12 protein-coding genes are annotated in these 19,411 nt (G+C 62.9%); 5 read left to right on the forward strand and 7 right to left on the reverse strand.

All coding sequences use genetic code 11. The annotated features are described in order from the left end of the window. Window positions 1-28: 28 nt before the first annotated feature. Together QFZ50_RS02510 and QFZ50_RS02515 are read left to right on the forward strand one after the other, a co-directional pair. Window positions 29-2,650, forward strand: coding sequence for a LuxR C-terminal-related transcriptional regulator (locus QFZ50_RS02510; protein WP_307081598.1), 2,622 nt, complete (start codon window positions 29-31; stop codon window positions 2,648-2,650). After that, window positions 2,647-5,358: a LuxR C-terminal-related transcriptional regulator gene (locus tag QFZ50_RS02515; protein ID WP_307081600.1), complete on the forward strand. Its 2,712-nt coding sequence runs from the start codon at window positions 2,647-2,649 to the stop codon at window positions 5,356-5,358. Before QFZ50_RS02510 ends, QFZ50_RS02515 begins: the two co-directional genes overlap by 4 nt. 369 nt (window positions 5,359-5,727) lie before the next feature. On the opposite strand, the gene QFZ50_RS02520 is transcribed toward QFZ50_RS02515, so the two are convergent. The 7 genes from QFZ50_RS02520 to QFZ50_RS02550 all read right to left on the reverse strand — a co-directional run bounded on the left by QFZ50_RS02520 (window position 5,728) and on the right by QFZ50_RS02550 (window position 14,896). Continuing rightward, window positions 5,728-6,351: an LPXTG cell wall anchor domain-containing protein gene (locus tag QFZ50_RS02520; protein WP_307081602.1), complete on the reverse strand. Its 624-nt coding sequence runs from the start codon at window positions 6,349-6,351 to the stop codon at window positions 5,728-5,730. A gap of 271 nt (window positions 6,352-6,622) precedes the next feature. Beyond that, the gene (locus QFZ50_RS02525; protein ID WP_307081604.1) at window positions 6,623-8,416 is read right to left on the reverse strand and encodes a DUF4012 domain-containing protein; all 1,794 of its coding nucleotides are present in this window, start codon (window positions 8,414-8,416) and stop codon (window positions 6,623-6,625) included. A gap of 136 nt (window positions 8,417-8,552) precedes the next feature. After that, window positions 8,553-9,941: a sugar transferase gene (locus tag QFZ50_RS02530; RefSeq protein WP_307081606.1), complete on the reverse strand. Its 1,389-nt coding sequence runs from the start codon at window positions 9,939-9,941 to the stop codon at window positions 8,553-8,555. Between the two features lie 101 nt (window positions 9,942-10,042). Continuing rightward, window positions 10,043-11,503, reverse strand: a complete 1,461-nt coding sequence (locus QFZ50_RS02535) for a polysaccharide biosynthesis tyrosine autokinase (protein WP_307081608.1) — start codon at window positions 11,501-11,503, stop codon at window positions 10,043-10,045. 85 nt (window positions 11,504-11,588) lie between these two features. Beyond that, entirely contained in the window at window positions 11,589-12,554 is a 966-nt protein-coding gene (locus QFZ50_RS02540; protein ID WP_307081610.1) for a GDP-L-fucose synthase family protein, read from the reverse strand. Window position 12,555: 1 nt separating this feature from the next. Further along, entirely contained in the window at window positions 12,556-13,584 is a 1,029-nt protein-coding gene (gene gmd, locus QFZ50_RS02545; protein WP_307081613.1) for a GDP-mannose 4,6-dehydratase, read from the reverse strand. Window positions 13,585-13,612: 28 nt separating this feature from the next. Then, entirely contained in the window at window positions 13,613-14,896 is a 1,284-nt protein-coding gene (locus QFZ50_RS02550; RefSeq protein WP_307081615.1) for a glycosyltransferase family 4 protein, read from the reverse strand. Between the two features lie 960 nt (window positions 14,897-15,856). Here QFZ50_RS02550 and QFZ50_RS02555 point away from each other — a divergent pair. From QFZ50_RS02555 to QFZ50_RS02565, 3 genes are read left to right on the forward strand one after another with little or no spacing between them, the layout of a single operon-like run. Beyond that, window positions 15,857-17,041, forward strand: a complete 1,185-nt coding sequence (locus tag QFZ50_RS02555; RefSeq protein ID WP_307081617.1) for a glycosyltransferase — start codon at window positions 15,857-15,859, stop codon at window positions 17,039-17,041. Beyond that, window positions 17,038-18,162, forward strand: a complete 1,125-nt coding sequence (locus QFZ50_RS02560) for a hypothetical protein (RefSeq protein ID WP_307081619.1) — start codon at window positions 17,038-17,040, stop codon at window positions 18,160-18,162. The genes QFZ50_RS02555 and QFZ50_RS02560 overlap by 4 nt, the downstream gene beginning before the upstream one ends. Continuing rightward, window positions 18,159-19,409, forward strand: coding sequence for a lipopolysaccharide biosynthesis protein (locus QFZ50_RS02565; protein ID WP_307081621.1), 1,251 nt, complete (start codon window positions 18,159-18,161; stop codon window positions 19,407-19,409). Before QFZ50_RS02560 ends, QFZ50_RS02565 begins: the two co-directional genes overlap by 4 nt. Window positions 19,410-19,411 lie beyond the last annotated feature (2 nt).

The following is a 19,411-nucleotide window of genomic DNA, read 5'->3' on the forward strand; positions in this document are numbered from 1 at the left end:
CCTTCGTGTCGCGCAAGGCGGTGGCGAGATGAGCAGGCTGGCGGAAGCTCCATTCTTCGTTGGCAGGGCAGACGTGGTGGATGCGGTCGAGGAGGCTCTCCTCTCGACCGGATCGGTCGGTGCGGTGCTGGTCGGTGACGCAGGCGTCGGCAAGACCGCCGTCATGCAGCAGGCCCTGGCATCCCGGGCCGCCGAGCTCCTGGTGGTCCGCATCCGCGGCTCCAAGGGCTCCTACCACCAGGCGTTCCGGCCCGTGAACTTCCTGCTCTCGGAGCTGGACACGGACGTGATCGATCACCCCGTCACAGTGCTGCGGGCGGTGTCCGAGCTGCTCAACTTCCAGGCCCGCGGGCGCCGCGTGGTCCTCGCGGTGGACAACATCGAGTACCTCGACCCGTCCTCCGCCTCCCTGATCACGCAGCTGGTCCTGAACGGGACCGCCAGCGTGCTGCTGACGTCGCAGGACTTCACGGCGGCGGACTCCATGTTCGCCTCCCTGTGGCGGGAGGGCTCGCTCAAGAGGTTCGACCTCTCGCCCTTCACCGTGGCGGAGACCCGGGCCTTCCTCGAGGCCGAACTCGAAGGCCCGGTCAGCGTCGAGTGCGTGCACCTGCTCCTCCGGATGAGTGGAGGCAACGCGCGGTTCCTGCAGGCCTCCACCCGGGCCCTGCGCGGCCGGCGGATCATCGAGCAGGACGGCACCTGGGTGCTCCTGCCCGGCGGCACCCCCGTACCCACCGAGGTCACCGAGGCCGCCGGCACGGTGCTCGAGGGACTGCCCGCAGCCCAGCGGGACGTCGCCCACCTCCTGGCCCTCGCCGGCGGGCTGCCCATCCCCGCGGTGCACCGCCTCGCCGGCAGCGCCGACGTCGATGCCCTCCAGTCCGCGGGCCTGGTGGTTGTCCGCCACGGCAAGCAGGAGTACGTGGAACTCGCCGATCCGGTGCTGGCCGCCGGTGCCGTCGAGTCCCTCGCCGCCCCGCATGCACAGGACCTGTACGACCGGCTGGCCGACGACGCCGCACTGACCGACGCGCTGGACCCGGAGCGGCATGCGCGCTGGCTACTCCGCTGCCACCGCCCGGTCCCGGAAGCCCTCGCGCTGGCCGCCGCACGGTCGGCGAGCAACGACGGCCGGTACTGCGACGCCATCGAGTTCACCGAGATCCAGGACGCCCACCGGACGTCGGCGGGCCTCGCGGCCGAGCGGGTCCGGGCACTCATCGACGCCGGCCGCTTCGAGGACGCCGCGAACGCCCTCTCCCTCGCCGCCCCGCTGGTGGGGCAGGCCTCACCGGTGGACGCCGTCCGCATGCTCCTCGCCGATGCCGCCCTGCGCAACTTCCTGGGCCTGGGCGGAGTCGAGGACCCCCTCACGGACGCCGACGGGAGTGTCGAGGCCGCGGACCCCGAGGACCGGGACGCCCTGCGGGCCGAGATCCTCCTGGCCCGGGCCGAGATCGCCTCCCTGACCGGCGACTACGCCCGCTCCCGCGAACTCATGCAGTCCCTGCAGGCGGCGCCCTACCCGCTCGGCCCCGAGCACCGGATCCGCAGCGAGGTCCTGCTGTGCGAGGCGTGGGCCATGATGGAGAGCCAGCTCGAGGCCCTCCAGCTCGCGGACGATCTCGCCGACCGCCTCCAGCACGGCGGGGTGAGCCATCGCACGCGGGAGATCGCCTACCTCCGCCTCGTCGCCGTCTACAGCGCCTCGGGCAGCTGGGGCTCCGGCGCCCGGCGGCTCGGCCTCGACGTCGAGAACGGCGAGGCCGCGCACCGCGGCTCCTCCGTGCAGCTCGCCCTGGGACTCGTCCTCGGACGGTACGGTCAGCCCGAGGACGCCCTCGGCCTCCTGAAGCCGGCCTTCGACCAGCTGCGGATCGCCGACCCCCACCGGCTACTGCCCATCGCCGCCGCGTCCATCGCCTACTGCCACACCATGAACCGGAACATCCAGGACGCCATCCCGTTCCTCAGCCACGCGGAGCCCTCCGCGGGTGTGCCGTGGATGGTGCGGCGGCTCACCTCCCAGCTGCAGCTCTCCAGCCTCGGGCTGCGGGAAGCGAAGTCGGAGGCCGCCCAGCAGCTCCAGGTCCTGGGCCAGCGGGACCGGGAGCGGGGCGCCTCGCTCTTCGAACTGTCCGCCTTCACCAGCTCCGTGCGGCTCGGCAACACGGGGGCGCTGGGCGAGCTGTCCGACGTCGCCGCCCGCGTGCAGGGTCCGTTCGCCCGCCTCAGCGAGATGTTCGCCAAGGGTGTGGGACACCGCGACGCCGAGGTGCTCCTGCAGGCCATGGAACTCGCGGCGGCGGCCGGCGACCAGAACTTCGGCCGGGACGCCGCCCGCTCGGCGCTGAGCGCGGCGCAGGCCCTGGGCAACAAGTCCACGGTCCGCGAGGTGCAGCAGCGGGCGCGGCAGGTCCTCGTGAACGAGACCTCGGGCGGCCCCATCTCGCAGCTCGAGTCGCTCACCCCACGGGAGAGCGAGATCGCCCAGCTGGCGGCCGGTGGCTACGCCAACCGCGAGATCGCCGACATCATGTGTGTGTCCGTGCGGACCATCGAGGGCCACCTGTACCAGATCTACTCGAAGCTCCACGTCTCCTCCCGCCTCCAGCTCGCAGAGCTGCTTCCCACCCCACTGCAGTGACACTCCGGGAGGACGGTTCCGTTCCCCTCGTCGGGATCGAGCGCATCCTGGGTGCGATCGTCCACACGCTGTCCCACCCCGATCTGCACGGGGCGCTCGTCATCGGCGAGACCGGCATGGGCAAGAGCGCCATCGCGCGGCGGCTCGTCCCGATCATCGACGGCCAGCACAAGCGTTGCTTCGTCATCCGCGCGACGGCGAACCTCGCCGACGTGCCGTACGGGTCACTGGGCGCCTACCTCTCGGACGCCTCGCCCCAGGCGCTGCGCTCCTCCCTGTCCGCCCTCCGCACGCTCGTCGCCTACCTCCGGGAAGCGTCGCAGGGCCGCGACGCGGTGGTGATCATCGACGACGCCCAGTACCTCGACGACGACAGCAGCCACATCCTCACCCAGCTCGTGGTCTCGCGCACCATCAAGGTGGTGCTCTTCTCCAACGGCATCCCGCCGCGCTCCGGTGAGCTGTTCTCCCTGTACACGGACGGCTTCATCAGCCGGGTGGACCTCGCCGGTCTCTCCGACGCCGACGCCGGACGGTTCTGCGAAACCGTGCTCGGTGGCCCGGTCACGCGGGGGGCGGAGGCCTACTTCGCCCGCCAGAGCGCCGGGAACCCGCTGATGCTGCGTGCCCTGCTCGATCACGCCTCGGCCACGGGGGAGCTGGTGCTCCGCGACGGCGTGTGGTGCCTCACGGGCCGCTTCCATCCTCCCGGCCCGCCGTTGCTGGACCTGGCGAAGACACTCCTTCAGGGACTCAGCGAGCAGGAACGGACGGCGTACGAGGCCGTGTCCCTCAGCGGAGGGCTCACCTCGGCGCGGCTGGCGCGGCTCGTGGAGGACGCCGTGGCGCAGCAGCTGCTGCGGCGCGGACTCCTGCGCAGTCCAGGATCACCCACCGGGCTGCTCAGGGTGGCGCATCCCATGATGACGCGCGTCATGCGGGCCCTGGTGCCCGCCGGGCGCAGTGCCGGGCTGCGCCGGCAGGTGTTCGACGACGACGTCACGCTGCCTGCCCTGCAGGACGGGCGGATCGAGTACCTGAACTGGGCCCTCGACGCCAACGTGCCGGTCCCGGCCACCGTCCTCCTGGAAGCCGCCCGCGCCGCCGCCCACGTCTCCCGCCCGGAGTCCGCCCTGCGGTTCGCGGGTGCGGCGAAGGCCGAGGGCGGGGAGGCCGCATCGGCCGTCGAGGAAGCCCGCGTGCGGGTGACCCTGGGGGAGTACGCGGTGGCCGTCGCCATGCTCGACCAGGTCCTGGCCGGTCCGGCACGGCCCGGCATCCTCGCCGACGCCGCCACGCTCAAGGGTTTGGCCTGCGTACGGCGGGGCGATGACCCGGACACCCTCCACCGCATCGCGGAGGCCTGCGCGGCCCGGCTCGAGGCCGCCGTGCAGCCGGGGCACGACAACCGTCCGACGGCCGCGGAGGAGACGGGGTCCGCTCCGGAGGATCTGACCCTGCTCCACCTGCTCGGCTGGGTCCTCGAGGGGCAGTTCGCCACGGCCCGTACAGAACTGCAGACCCTCGAACACGCCCTGTCCTCCGCGGGGGTTCCACCGGCCGCGCACGTGCCCGTCCTGGTGCTGGCGCTGCGCGGCATGATCGATGGCGCCCTCGGCCTCAGCGATACGGGGCACGCGGAGTTGCGGGCGGCGCTCGAGGACGTGGACCGGTCGCAGGGGCGGCTGGAGCACCTCCGCGCTCCCATCGTGGCCCAGTACGTCAGCGTCCTCATGGGCTCGGGGGACTTCACCACGGCCACGGATGCGCTCGACGAGTACCGCCGTCAGCCCCTGGTGGACCTGAGCTACCTCAGCGGCGCACTCCCCGTGCTGCAGGCCGTCCTGGAGGTGCGCCGCGGCAAGTTCCGTGCGGCGCTGCGCATCCTCATCCCGGCGCTCGTCTCGCTGCGGCAGGCGGACGCCGAGATGCTGCTGCCGTACGCGCTCGGCGTCGCGGCCTGGTGTGCGCATTCGCTGGGGGAGAAGGACGCCGCGGACGCCTTCGAGCTGGAGTTCACGCAGGTATCTAGTACCGGCAGCCGTCCCATGCTGCTCGTGGCCCGCGCATACTTGGCAGCGGCCAACTCCGGCAGCTCCGAGGGGGGCCACGACCTCGACGCGCTCCGCGACCTGGCCGAGACCGCCGGGGCGGCGCCGTTCCCAGCCACCGAGAAGGACACCCTCGAACTGCTGGTGTCCCTCGGGGACACGGAACGGGCGTGGCGCCTCGCCGAACTCGCCGACCGGTTTGAGGGGGCGGAGGCGCAGGTCCTCTCGCAGTACGCCCACGCACTGACCGCTGCGGACCCCGACGCACTGCTGCTCGCCGCCGACAAGGCGGAGAGTATCCAGAAGGTCCCGCTCGCGGCGGACGCCTCGGCCCGGGCCATGCGCCTGTACGCGGACAAGGGGGATGTGAGGGCCCGGCGCCTCGCCCTGCGGTCCATGCGCCGGCGGCAGTCACTGCTGGAGGGCGTACTGCCGCACGAAGAGGGTGACACACGCAGTTCGCACGAACTGACGTCGAGGGAGCGCGAGATCGCGAAGCTCGCCGCGGAGGGCGCCACGAACCGTGCCATCGCGAGGATCCTGGTCCTGTCCACGCGCACGGTCGAGGGGCACCTGTATCGCATCTACGGGAAGCTCGGCATCACCACGCGCGAGGAGCTCACCGCCGAGTTCTCGGGGGAGCAGGAGCAGCGGTGACAGCCGGTCCGTCCACGTAGTCGCGGATCTTCGGCGAGTAGCGTTCTCCGCAACTCCGGGTACTTGCGGGCCAAAAACAAGGCCTTCGTACTCGTGAGAGGTATGCAAGGGATACGTAATGTTGCACTTGTTGGAGCAAGGGTGGTCCAGCAGCAGGGCTCATGCCCTCACCCGAGTGAAGGCGGGTCCCGGACTGGGGCCAGCGGCATAGGAGTCTTCTTGAGACCGAGACTTCGTCCCCAGCTGTCGCTGGCCCCTTCCTCCGGATTCAGGGCAACCTGACATACGCGGAGCGCAAAGAAGGGCCGGAGCAGAAGCTCCGGCCCTTCTTTCGTGAACTGAGTACTCAGTACTGCGTGGTGCCAGGTGTTACGCCTCGGCGGAGCGGCGGCGAGCAACAACGATGCTGCCGGCACCCAGGCCGAGTGCACCGATGCCTGCAGCGCCCCAGAGGAGCATCGCGGAATCGATACCGGTGTTGGCGAGGCCGTTCGACGCGGAGGTCGTGCCGCCGGTGGTGCCACCGGCGACGGTTCCGCCGGCTGCGTTGGCGGTGTCGACGACGACGGTTGCCGTGATCGGAGCGGCAGGGGTGCCGTCAGCTGCAGCGGCGCTCAGCGTGTAGGTGCCCTCTTCCGTGAGCTTCACCGAGTAGGAGAAGCCGCCGTTGGCATCGGCCTTGGTGGTGTCCGTGAGGACGATCGCGTTGAGGACGATCAGGCCGCCGCGAGCCGAAGCAGCTCCACCGGCGCCGAAGCCTGCAGCGGCCGGCGTGCCGGCGGTGCGATCGACGGTGATGTTGAGCAGTTCACCAGGGGTGAAGTAGCCGGCAGGGCCACTGAACACGACGGTCTCGCCCGGAGCGGCTGCGGGATCGCTGACCGTGCCGACGGGGGCGGTCGTGTAGTTGGTGATGGGAGCGGCCTGCGCCGCACCTGCTCCGAGAAGCGCGATGGTTCCGGCGAGGGCCAGGACGGAGGCGGTTTTGTTCATGAAGATCTCCCCATAAAGGTGTTTGAGACGAGTGAAATGCTGAGAGGTGACCGGGCCTTCGTTCCCCTAGTGCCCTGAGCCGACTTTCCTGACCCTATAGCAATCGCACCGATTACTCTAACCGGCGATCATGTTACGTGGACGGTGGAAAACCACTACTCGAAACTTACCAAGAAAACATAGGTAGTGGAAGATCCCGAGAGGTCTCGGCGACGATGTAACACAGTGTTCATCTACGGCACCCATCGAGTGCTGGTTCAGGCGCGACGTGCTAGCCGCAGGACTGCAGGCCCTCCGTCGGCAGGAGTACATCGGCCGGGTCCTGCACCGTGGGAGTCACGTCGAGCACGGGCTCGGTCTCCTGCACCACCTTGGAGAAGTCCATTTCCAGGGTCGCCGTTTCGCCCGGGCCGAGTTCCGTCGTGAGGATACCCACCGGCCGGTTGCCGTGCGCGAAGGATCCGACGGGGACCTCCGCACCATCGACCCGCGCACGCTGCAGAACCGCCTGGGCGGGCCCATAACCAACGGTGTTGGTTCTCACCCGTCCCGGGTCGACACCGAAGGCGCCGCCACCTGTCACATACTCAGGCAGGCTGGTCGCCGCGTCCGCGGGCGCGGTATTGGTCAGGGTCACTTTGACCGTATACAGGGAGTACCCATCACCCGGGCAGCTCTTCACCAGCTGCACAGTGCGCCGCACGTAGTAGTCCATCTTCGCGCCCGTGCCGTCGTTGAAATACACGCCGAAGGCCGCGCCACCAGCCGCGGGCCCGAGCGCAGCGCCGCCAAGGTCGGTCTGGGCGAGGAGGTCCTGCTCTTCCGATGATGCTGACCATACGTACAAGCGGCCTTGCCCAGCACTGGTCACCAGGGCGTCGATAAGCTGCTTGCCATCTCCCTGTACGTCGGTCAGCGCACCGAAAACCTTGCCGGCTACCGCTGCGAAGTAGGCGTCCTGCAGGACAGGTTCCTCGATCTGCGCATACACGTCGGAAAGGAGAGTGGGCACCACATTGGTGGAATCGAGCGCTGTCGGCAGTTCCGTCTCCGCGAGTAGGGAGTCAATGGCGGGATCACCGAAGCTGCCCAGCTCCACAGGCCCAGTGGCAAAGAGGATATTGGCCAGCACCACCGGATCGAGGGCGATCACTCCATCAATCTGTGATCCCGGGTGGCGATCCTGCCACATCTGCTGCGCAGTCGAGGCGGCGGTGGGAAAGTCGGGGGTGAGGTTGACGCTCTGCATGAAGGAGGCCATGCGGGAGGAGTAGATTCCCTCCTGCTCCGGGTCCACCTCAAGTGGCGGGCTAAACCTCCCTAGCTCCGTTGCACTGCCCTGGTCGGTGAGCGAGATGCGTCCATCCTCAACCGTGAGCACAGCCAAGGCTCCGGGAATTCCGCCCGTCGCCCTGACTTCGGCACTGTTCTGCACCAGCACCAGGTAATTGCGGGTCCCCTCGGCACCCAGCATGGGCGGAAGTAGTTCTGCGGTCTGGGACGCGCCATTTATAGGCCCCCGCGCTTCGTCGAGGGCCTCAACGGCCTCCTTCAGCGGACCAGCGATCTGCGGCAGCAACTCCGAGCGGTCAATGTCCTCGAGCCGGCCGTAGGACAGGTCCACTGTGGTGGCCGCAGCGGACAGAGTTGGGGCAATGCCCGCCAGCGGGGCGGTGTCGATGCGCCCGTCTAGAGGTGTGAGCGCGTTCCAGTTCAAGGCGGCAAACTTGTCGACCATGGGCGCAACCGCTCGAGTGACGACGTCGTCGGCGGAGATTGTCACCTCGGAGACGGCGCTAAAATTTTGCCCAAAGAAAGGCAACAGTCCGGCAGCTTTCCACAATGGGTCAGTGCCGGCAGAACGAGCCGCGGTAGTGTGCTCTGTCAACTCATCGGTAACCGCGCTGGCCCGGTCGGTGTCACGAGCGACGACGGCTGCCTGTAAATCAGGCAGCAGAGACATGCTGCTCGCGAGATTGCTGCGAATTTGCTGTGCTCGGTGCGCCAGCCAACCACCGGTCGCCGCGAGCAACACCAGCAATACAACGGAGATTATCAGCGGCAAACGGCCACGCTTACGGGTTCGCGCCCTGGAAGTCCCTCTGGTCGACGCCTTCGCTTCGATTTGCGAGGGCGCGGCGTGGGGCGAGTGTGGGTCAGTCATTCAAACGGTCCTTCTTGGAAGTGGCTCGAGGGTCAATTTAGAAGGCACCGTGACGGCTGATTACGGCTTTGAACGTACGCAGCAATATGGTCAGATCGCCAAGGAAGGACCAGTTCTCTACGTAGTAGAGATCGAGTCGGACCGTTTCGTCCCAGGAAAGCAGGGACCGTCCGCTGACCTGCCACAGACCGGTCATACCGGGGCGGACCAGGAGCCGGCGGTGGGCGCGGATGTCGTAGCGTTCCACCTCGGCTGCCAGGGGAGGACGCGGGCCTACCAGGGACATGGATCCCCCAACGACGTTGAACAGCTGCGGCAGTTCATCGAGACTGAATTTCCGCAAAACCCGGCCTACCCGCGTGACCCTTGGGTCGTTCCTGAGCTTGAACAGCACCTCGTTGCCTTCGTGGCTTTCTCGAAGTCGCTCCAATTTCGCCTCTGCGTCCACCACCATCGACCGGAACTTAAACATCCGGAAACGTTCGCCCGCGGTGCCTACCCGTTCCTGACGGAACAGGATAGGACCCGGCGAATCGAGTCGCACGAGTAGTGCAATCCCAGTCAGTAGCGGGGACGCCGCGACGATCAGAAGTGCGGCACCGATGATGTCGGTGGTCCTCTTGACAAAGCGCTGCCCTTTTTCGAGATTGGGGGTTGAAACGTGGATCAGCGGGAGACCAGCAACGGGACGGGTATGGATGCGAGGACCGGCGACGTCGGTCAGGGCGGGCGCCATGATAAGGCGGATGTTCAGGTCGGCGAGTGCCCAGCCAAGAGCTCGAATGGTTTCGGGTGCGAGTTGCATACTGCTCGATAGCGCTACCGCGTCGGGACCAAATGCCTTGATATCGGAGATGATGGCGTCAGCTTCAACAGCTCTCCCGATGACACGCAGATCGAGGTGTTCAGTTGTGCTCGCGCCTAGCTCGACACCAGGGAGGTACGCGCCCACCGGAATGTAGCCCGCCATTGGCTGCGCACGCAGAGAATCGGCGAGATGCTGTACGCCGCTTGAACTGCCGACCACCAGCACGCGAAGGGAGCTTCGACCGTGTTCGCGCTCAATATGTAGGAAGCGGCGCACGATAGCGCGCGACAGCAGCAGCATGATGAGGCCCGCTGGAAGAGCGACTCCTACGTAGCCACGGGCCGTGTCGAGTTGCAACGCGTAGCTGACGATAGCGACGAGGCCAAAGAGTATTAGCGAGGCGCTGACCACTCTCTTGTACTCCTCAGTGCCGTGTCCTAGCACTGTGGCTTCCCGACTGCCCCTGAGGGAGAGCATCGCCCACCAGCCCGCTGCGAGGATCAGCGACAGCACCACGTAAGGCTGCTCGCTCGCGCTCAACCGCTCCGTCTCGGGGACCCCGAACCGAAGGATTAGCGCACCAACGGTAGCCCATAGAACTACGGCAGCGTCAACCACGGCTAGCCGTCGTCCGTAGCGCTGCGTCCAGCCAGTCTTTTCTTTGATCTCCGACCCCAGTTTCCAGACCCCAAGCGCGCCACCCAGTCGTGGCGGGCTAGTTACTTGTTTTGAGACGAAACCCCAAAAATACGCTCGTCAAAGTCAGAAGGATTGTCATTGTTAGGCCGCCGAGTAACAGGTTGCGCTTCCTCCATCGCGGGCGTGGTCACCGAGTCATATGAATAGTAGCTATAGGCATACGCGTCGGGCCCCTTGCTGGGCAATAGATTGATGACGATACCGAGCAGATCCGCGTCGACCATCTCAAGGTTGCTAAGAGACTTCTGCAGATCGGGAAGCCTTACTTTAGAAGACCCAACGACGAGCACGACGCCACCGACCTGCTGCGCGAGTACGGCAGCATCAGTTACGGGAAGTAGGGGAGGAGCATCAATGATGACTGCATCGAATTTCTGCTCGAGGCGCGTAATGAGTTGCTTCATGGCATCGGAGCCCAGTAGCTCGCTGGGGTTGGGCGGGACTTGCCCGGCAGTCAGAATGTACAGCTCGTCAGAACCCCAAGGTTGAAGGAGGTCCTCAACATCGGCTCGACCGATCAGGGCCGTCGTCAGTCCTGCATTGCGCTCCAGCCCAAGATACTCGTCCACCCGCGGCCGTCGGAGGTCGGCATCCACGAGCACCACTGACTGGCCCCCTTGGGCGATGGCGATTGCCAGGTTCGTGGCCGTGGTGCTCTTGCCCTCGCCAGGAAGTGAAGAGGTGACGAGCACTGCTTTCGACTTGTGACTGACATGGGCAAACTGTAGGTTCGTTCGAATTTGGCGGAAGGATTCGGCGCGAGGGCTTTGTGGCGGCGCTTGGGTGAGAAGTGGTTTTTTCTGCGCGTCAGTGTCGAATGAGATTCCACCGAGCAGCGGTGCATCGCTAATCCGACGGATGTCGGATTCTCGGCGGACGCGGGTATCTAGCGTCGTCCTCAGGATCGCTGATCCGAGTCCGATCGCTAATCCAACAAGAAGACCGAGCGCGAGGTTAAGCCGGGTATTTGGGGCCGACGGATGCGAAGGAGCCGTCGCAGGCGTGATTACGGTCAAGTTAACCGGCGATGGCCCGCCCTCAGTAGGACTTTCAAGACTCCCGACCGATTGGACAAGGCTGTCGGCCGTCGCCTGAGCGATGGCAGCGGCTTGAACCGGGGATGTGTCCTCCACCGCGATAGTGATGATGACCGTGTTCAGATCAGCAGTGGCCGTGACTTTGCCTGCAAGTTCCGCGGCAGTCACATCGAGGCCGAGTGACTCGACGACGGGCTGCAGTACCAAGGGCTCGGCGACTGTCTCGACATACGACTGAACCCGCGCCTGAGTAAAAGTATTGCCTTGCTGCAGTTCCTGCACGCTGCCCGAGCTTTGAATCGCCACAAAAAGTTTAGTTTCGGCCGTATAGGTGGGACGAACAGCGAATGAGGCAAGGGCTCCGACGAGTATGCCGACGATGGAACAGACCGTGATCAGCAGCCAATTACGCCGCAAGATCCGAAGATAATCATTCAGCTCCAAAGGAGACCTCTCTAGATGCATATTGTGCTGCGGGCAGTAACGAGCCCACGCAGCCGAAGTGCCGATAGGGCGCGCTGTTGCCGGTTCAGTTGCGCAAGCCGGACTGGTTGGCGCGATACCAATTGACGGTATCCATGACGCCGTCCTGAAGGTTCATCTTCGCCGTCCATCCCGCGTTGGCTAATTTTGATACATCGAGCAACTTTTGAGGCGTCCCGTCGGGTTTACTCGTGTCCCACTCGATGCTGCCCTCGAATCCCACAGCGGAAGCCACGGTCTCCGCAAGCTCTTTGATAGTGACATCTGACCCGGTGCCAACATTCACTTGCTCGGGCCCGTCATAGTGCTCGAGCAGGTGCAGGCAAGCCTCGGCCATATCGTCAACGTGAAGAAATTCGCGTCGCGGCGAGCCGGTGCCCCAGTTCGTAACGGCTGAGTTGCCACTACGAGCCGCTTCATCGTATCGGCGGATGAGGGCCGGCAAAACGTGTGAGCCTTCCGGCGAAAAGTTGTCGCCAGGACCATAGAGGTTGGTGGGCATCGCGGAAATCCATGGCAGTCCGTACTGGCGACGGACGGCTTGGACATGCATGATTCCGGCAATCTTGGCGATGGCGTACGCGTCGTTTGTAGGTTCGAGGTGCCCAGTGAGCAAGGAGTCCTCACGAATGGGCTGTGGTGCCAATTTGGGGTAGATACAGGAGGAGCCCAGGAACAACACTCGCTCCACGTTTTGCTCCCGGGCTGCGTCAAGCACGTTCACCTGAATCTGGAGGTTCTCGGTGAGAAAATCCACGGGGTATGTGTTGTTGGCCAGAATGCCACCAACTTTCGCAGCGGCCAACACCAAGTAGCGGGGCTGAAGGCTCGCCATGTAGCTAGAGACGGCGGATCGATCCTTAAGGTCTAGCTCCGACGAAGTCTGCCCATGAAGGTTGGTAAATCCCTCCGATTCCAACTTACGCCAGATTGCCGACCCGACGAGGCCCCGGTGGCCTGCAATGTAGAAGGGGGCGTCCCGTTCGAGAGGGCCCGGCACAAAGTGCGTCATATCAACTCTTCCAGGATTCCAGGTCGACAGAATCGATCCACTGGCGGCCCGCGTGATTGAGGGCTTCAATATCCGCGTCGACCATCAGGCGAGCGAGGTCGGGCGTGTGAATGGTGGCTTTCCAGCCTAGCTTGTCTTGTGCTTTCGATGCATCGCCTACCAAGGCGTCAACCTCGGTGGGGCGCAGGTAGCGCTCGTCGAACTTAACGTGGTCTTCCCAATTCAAGCCGGCGTGCTCGAAAGCAATGCTCAGAAAGTCCTTCACGGTGTAGTTGCCGCCGGTGGCGAGGACGAAGTCGTCGGGTTCGTCCGCCTGCAGCATGCGCCACATTCCCTCTACATATTCCGCCGCGTATCCCCAATCGCGCACGGCGTCGAGGTTACCCATGTAAACATGTTCCTGCTTCCCGGCCTTAATAGCCGCGACCGCGCGGGTGATTTTTCGCGTAACGAATGTTTCACCGCGGCGAGGCGATTCGTGATTAAATAGAATTCCGTTCACCGCGAACATGCCGTATGCTTCGCGATAATTTTTCGTAATCCAGTAGCTGTATACCTTGGCCGCGCCATATGGGGAACGGGGGTAAAAGGGAGTCTCTTCGTTCTGCGGCGGTGGAGTAGCTCCAAACATTTCCGACGACGACGCCTGGTAGAACTTCGTATCGATGCCTGCCAGCCGCACAGCCTCGAGGAGACGAACTGTACCCATGCCAGTAGTGTCCGCGGTGTGCTCAGGTTCGTCGAACGACACCCTGACGTGGGACTGTGCGGCGAGATTGTAGACCTCGTCTGGGCGGATGTCCGCCAGGAGTGTGACGAGCCGCGAGCCATCGCTCAGATCACCATAATGAAGGAACAGCTTGGCGCGCGGATCATGGGGGTCAACATAGAGGTGGTCGACGCGGGCGGTGTTGAAGGTTGACGCTCGCCGGATCAGTCCGTGAACTTCATACCCCTTTCGAAGAAGCAGCTCAGCGAGGTAAGAGCCGTCTTGGCCCGTGATTCCGGTAATTAGAGCGCGTTTAGGCAACGCGAGTCCCCCTTGTTCTGTTCAGGCTTCATGCCGTGTCGGCCGATGAAGCGCCACTCTTGCTTGCTTGGAGCGTCTGCAACCAAGCGCCGTACGCCACTATAGCGGCGTCCTCGGACAGGGTTTTGCCGGCATAGTTCTGTCCTGCGCGCCCAAGCGTTCCCGAAAGGTCGTTGTCTGCGCCAAGTCGTTCTGCCGCTTTCACGAGGGCTTCTGGAGCGTTGGGCTCTACCCGGATACCGCCGCCGGACCTAGCAATCTCTCCCGCAGTCGTACTGTCGGAGTCTGTTGCAGCAATAACAGGACGCCCAGTTGAAAAGTAGGAGGTCAACTTGCTCGGAACCGCCGTTTCCCGGAGACCGGGTAGCTCATTCACTAGAAGGACGTCTGCCGCATGAAGGACTGCTGAGAAGTCTTCATCCGGGACGGGATCAATGAATTGGATGTGTCCAACCCCTGCCGCGAGTGCTTTCACCTGCTGGCGCTGATTACCGTCGCCAAGGAGTACGAAATGAACAGGAGAGTCTCGCTGAGTTGCGAGAGCTGCCGCATTAACGACGTTGGTCAATCCCTGTTTGGCCCCCATATTGCCAGCATGCAGCACCACTATGTCCTGATCCTGCCAGCCCCATTTCAGGCGAGTGGACGAACGCAAGCTTGACGGTTGCGTATCTAAATGAGCCCAGTTACGGATAACAGCGACGTTTTTATGATCGACACCGAGCCCGGAGACGACGTAGTCTTTAAAACGCTCGTGAATAACGCACACTCCTGTTGCGGAACGAAGTACAAACCCCTCGAAATGCCTCATTGCGCTAACCAACATAGATGGCCCCTTGCTTATTTCATCGAGACCGCGACTATAGATGTCTTGGACCCAGATGCCTGTCGCAGGCCGGCGGAGACCGAAACGTGTACGGAGAAGAACTAGCGCGCTGGAGAACAGGGCAGGCGTTACCACCAGAACGACATCCGGCTTGCTCCATCGGGCGAACAACAGGCGCAGGCCGAAGCTCAATTCGAGGTGCAGGCGTCTGAGGGCGGTGGGATTTGAGGGCACGTAGTGACGCAGGCGCTTCACCTGGACGTCTTTGACGGTCTCACTCGACTGCCAGCCGGAGTAGCCTGCCCTTACCTGCCACTCGGGGTAGTGCGGAAAACCGACGAGTGTCTCCACAGCGTGTCCCTCCGCGGCTAGTCGCTCAGCCAGTCGCGTCACGTAGGGCGCAATACCCGTTGATTCAGGCGCGTAGTTGAGGGCGAGTATGGAAACGCGCAGTTTTCGGTCCGTCACGTTGTCAAGGATAGACATCTGACACGTCCTTCCAGTCGATGTGCCGTGCCGAGTCGGATCGCGGCGTACATCCAGATCGGACGCACGCCTCCAAAATCCTCGATGTCCCTCGTACTGACCGCGGTATTGTCAGCGCTTCCGTCTACCGCGGTGGTGAGCCGAACCCGCTTGTTCGGTACGCGAACCGTCCCCCTTCGCTGGTCTGTCAGGTACGTTCGGACTAAGTGGGATGAAGGCGACTACGCGGCAACGGTAGAGGCTGCGCACATTCGTCGAGTAGCCTTGTCACGATTACGCGGCTTGATCGCGACCGTGCCGACAACCAGCCCCTCGAGCGAAGCGTAAGAAATGCCGCTTCGATGCCAACCTCGAGCACGAAGCCGAAGTGGGACCGGGCGGCCAATGGTGAAGCTTCTGAGAGGTAAACGCTGTGACACATTTTCGTCGACTATCCGAATTCACCGGAGCGGGCTACGACAAGGGTCGCGGCAAGCTTCTACAAGCTCTCTGGCTTGCGGCGTCATCTCTCCTGTTCGAACGGGTTTGGTGCCCACCAAGCGTCCGAGTCCGAGTACTGCGAGCATTCGGCGCAGTGGTGGGTGACGGAGTGCTTATCCGTCATGGCGTGCGGATCCACTGGCCTTGGAAGTTGACCATTGGAGATAACACCTGGATTGGTGTCGGTGCTTGGCTACTTAACCTAGAACAGATCACCATCGGACGAGACGTATGCATCTCGCAGGAAGCGTTCCTATGTACAGGAAGCCATGATGCGAGCTCTAGAACTTTCGAATTCGACAATGCTCCAATCTGCATCAGTGACGGGGCGTGGATTGCCGCTCGAGCGACGGTGCTTCGTGGTGTGAAGGTCGGGCGGGATGCACTGGTTGGTGCGACTGCCCTCGTAACGAACGATGTTCCAGATGAGGCGCGTGCGCTTGCGCCCGCTTCATATTTGACACCGAGCAAGAGTCGGGCATGAGAATCCTTCAGATAGTTACACTAATTACGCCTGACGGCGCATATGGTGGGCCCGTTCGTGTCGCAATCAATCAGTCGCGAGCCTTGGTTGAAGCAGGCCACGATGTCGAGGTTGTTGCAGGCGCGCTCGGCTTCAATGGCGACATGCCAGCAATCTTCATGGAGTTCCCAGTCCGGTTATTTGCTGCCCAAACTGTAGTGCCGCGGGCAGGATTCGCAGGGCTTACATCGGCACCGTTACTGCTATGGTTGACAATGAACGTTCGCCACTTTGATGTGGTGCACATCCATTTAGCGCGCGACTTTGTCACGCTACCGTCGGCAGCAATCGTTCGCGCCGCTAGAATTCCTTACATAGTACAAACACATGGCATGATTGATGCCTCAAATCATTTGCTCGCTGGCCCGCTCGACACTGTTCTTACGAAACCTGTACTGAAACGAGCAACCCAGGTTCTATACCTCACAGATCGCGAAGCGGCCGATCTGACAGAACTCACCAACGGGCGTCTTGCTCTGCGATACCTACCCAACGGCGTCCCGAGCACAGCAGGACGAGTCCAGGGGAACTCGAGCCTTGAGGTCCTGTTTCTTGCTCGACTTCACAAGCGCAAGCGCCCTCTCCAGTTCGTCGAGATGGCAATAGCGCTGCATAAAGCGTTCCCCGACGTTCAATTCCGCCTGGTCGGGCCTGACGAGGGAGAAGCCAAAAGTGTGCAAGAAGCCATTGCGAAGGCGAATCTGGGTGACGCCATCCTGTGGGAGGGCGCACTCGATCCTGTGCACACACTCGACCGGATGTCGCAGGCCGATTTATACGTTCTTCCCTCGGTTGATGAACCATTTCCCATGTCGGTCCTCGAAGCGCTGTCGTTGGGCCTTCCGGTGGTAGTTGGTCGGAGTTGCGGCCTCGCGGAGAGGGTGCGCGCGAATGGCTGCGGGACGGTGTTTGACGAGAGCTTGAACGGGCTTACCGAAGCTGTTGCCGAGTACCTAGCCGACCAGGGAAAGCGCAATAGCGCAGGAATACGCGCTCAACAGATCGTGAAGCAGTGCTTCAGTATGAACGCTGTGGCGGACGAGCTGCAGGTTGCGTACGAGATGCTAGTGGTAGGACGATCTCGCTCTTGGCACGGGTGGGCTAAGTGGCCTAGACGGATTGAGGAAGGAAGTACAGATTGACCGAACCAGCAGCGGGTGTTGTCGTCCCTCGCAGGGTTGCGATCGTGGAACCAAACTTCACTGGCCATCGCCTCTATTACGTTCGGCTGCTTGTCGAGGAATCGACGCGAAGGGGCGATGAAGTCTTCGTCCTGCTTGCCGACGGCGCCAGCTCTAGTGACGAATTTAAGCATCAACTTGCTGACCTGCAGGGTAAATTCACCCTCGTATCGTTGCGTGAAAGAACTCAGAATTTAGACGTTGGGCGATTAGGTTCTATAGCAGCGGACTTCAAGACTGATCTGATAGTTGTGCCAGATGGCGACCGTGTCGCGCGAGCGATGGCGTTTTCGTCTAAGTGGAAGGGGCCCGGGAACCTCTCCGTTCTCGTACTCCGGGAGAAGGCACAGTCAGACGGTTTCTTAGGCCGAGCATACCTAGTCAATGCGCTAAAATATCTGATACACCGCTGGGCCGACCGCGGAAGAAATGCAAAGATTGTTCTACTAAAGACCGCACTGTGGACCGGCAAGTCGACGCTGACAACGGCGAACGATCCGGTGACTATGTCGGCAACGAAAACATCGATCAGGCAAGTGCGGGAAGAAATTGGTCTCGATTCGTCGAGACACTGGTTCTCAGTCCTCGGATTTGTGGACGAGCGAAAAAATCTTCCACTCGTTGCGCGCACACTCGCGCAACTGGACGCTCAACGCATTGGTTTTCTGGTAGCAGGACAGTGCGCGCCAACCGCTCTGAACTCCGCGCTTCCTTTCATCGATCTGATGCGCTCGAATGGCGGCTCGGTGATTGTCATTGACAGAATGCTCAGTGACTTGGAACTCGATTCGGTGGTGTCCGCGGTCGATACGGTGATCATGGCGCACAGCAACGACGGGTCAAGTGGCCTATTCGGGAAGGCTGCAGCAGCAGGAACGAGAATAGTTGCAGCCGGATCAAAGACTCTACGAAATGACATCGAGGATATCCCGGAACTTGGCGAGTGGACACGCCTAGATGGGACGGAGCTAGCGGCCGCCTTTGCTCGCTCGCTTGTTGACGGCTTGCGCCATCCTGGGCGGACTCCAGGTACGGCCGCCTTCACTGGTCCGCTGCTCGACAATCGCGAGGTCCTCGGTTGAAAATGCCGCGTTTTAGAGCCGTAGGTGGGCAAGCAGTTCTGCTGGCACTGTCAGCGGGTGCTGCACAATTAGGGATTGCTGCGCTGTTCGTGCTCGCCGCACGCGCTACGGATCCTTCCGCCTTGGGCGCGGTTGCGTCCGCGATGGCGCTTGGGGTTGCGCTTTCGGGGATCGTGGATTTCGGCAGCAACGCGTTCTGGGTTCGGGAACTTGCTCGAGGAGCTATGACCCCCAGCGATCTGGGAAGGAAGTTGCTGTCAAAATTGGTCATTGGTGCGGCGGCTGCCGGAGCTCTGACCGGGGTCCTCATCGCATTCACTCCTGAGACTCTCCTGTGGACTGCAGGAATTCTCGGCCTTTCAACACTCATCGGTCAGTCAGCTCAGACGCCCCTGCGCGGCGCGGCACTTGGAGACCTAGCTTCATTGGTGGTGGTGTTCGACCGGCTCGTTGCTGTCCTGACGTATTTCGCGCTTACTTCTCTAGGTCTTGCTGCACCCAGCGCATTGATCGCCGCCCTCGCGACGGGGCCAGTAGCCTCCGCCTTTTTAGCGGCCTACCTGACGCCGCCAATCAACTCCCCGGCTTACCGAAACTATCGGTTCCGGTGGCCATGGACGAGTGCGCGGAACTTTGGCGTTTCTGCGGGGTTTCTGTCCCTGCAAAGCTTGGATGTCGCGCTTCTCGGCTCAATCGCGGGGCCGGCTGCTGCAGGCATTTACGGTTCGGTCAATAAGTGGGTGCAGCCGGTCAGCATTCTCGCTGGGTCCTTCGCATCGGCTTCCGCGCCCTTCATTGCGCGCGCTGGAAACGTTCGGGATTCATGGCGCATCCTACGGCAGGCTGCTTGGATGCCATCACTTGCCATCATCGGTGCAGGTAGCTTAGCAATCCTTTCCCCTTGGCTGGTGGAGACTCTACTCGGATCGGCATACGGGAGCGGGGCTCAAGTGTTGACTATCCTCGCAATCGCAGCCATTCCTGGTGTCTTGAACCAGCCGCTATTCATTGCCCTGCAATATTTAGGACGGGATCGGGCCGTTGCAATAGTCTTGTCTAGCGTAATTGCCCTGCAGTTAGCGCTCGTTGCTGCCTTGGCCCCTTCGTTAGGGGCATTGTCTTGCGCAGTCGCGGTACTCGCCTCGCAGATGCTGCAACTCTTGGCCTTCCTATTCCTGACAGTTCGTGAAGTGCGACAGTCGCGAGACGTGGTGCCGCCGTTGGAATCGCCGAGACCATCGTCCTGACG

The sequence above is a fragment of the Arthrobacter agilis genome (genome assembly GCF_030816075.1).
Taxonomy (GTDB): domain Bacteria; phylum Actinomycetota; class Actinomycetes; order Actinomycetales; family Micrococcaceae; genus Arthrobacter_D; species Arthrobacter_D agilis_E.

Excerpts from the sequence above, each read along its gene's own strand:
- QFZ50_RS02550 (WP_307081615.1), bottom strand. The coding sequence starts at position 14,896 with ATGTCTATCCTTGACAACGTGACGGACCGAAAACTGCGCGTTTCCATA.
- QFZ50_RS02540 (WP_307081610.1), bottom strand. The coding sequence starts at position 12,554 with ATGACGCACTTTGTGCCGGGCCCTCTCGAACGGGACGCCCCCTTCTAC.
- QFZ50_RS02520 (WP_307081602.1), bottom strand. The coding sequence starts at position 6,351 with ATGAACAAAACCGCCTCCGTCCTGGCCCTCGCCGGAACCATCGCGCTT.
- QFZ50_RS02555 (WP_307081617.1), top strand. The coding sequence starts at position 15,857 with ATGAGAATCCTTCAGATAGTTACACTAATTACGCCTGACGGCGCATAT.
- QFZ50_RS02510 (WP_307081598.1), top strand. The coding sequence starts at position 29 with ATGAGCAGGCTGGCGGAAGCTCCATTCTTCGTTGGCAGGGCAGACGTG.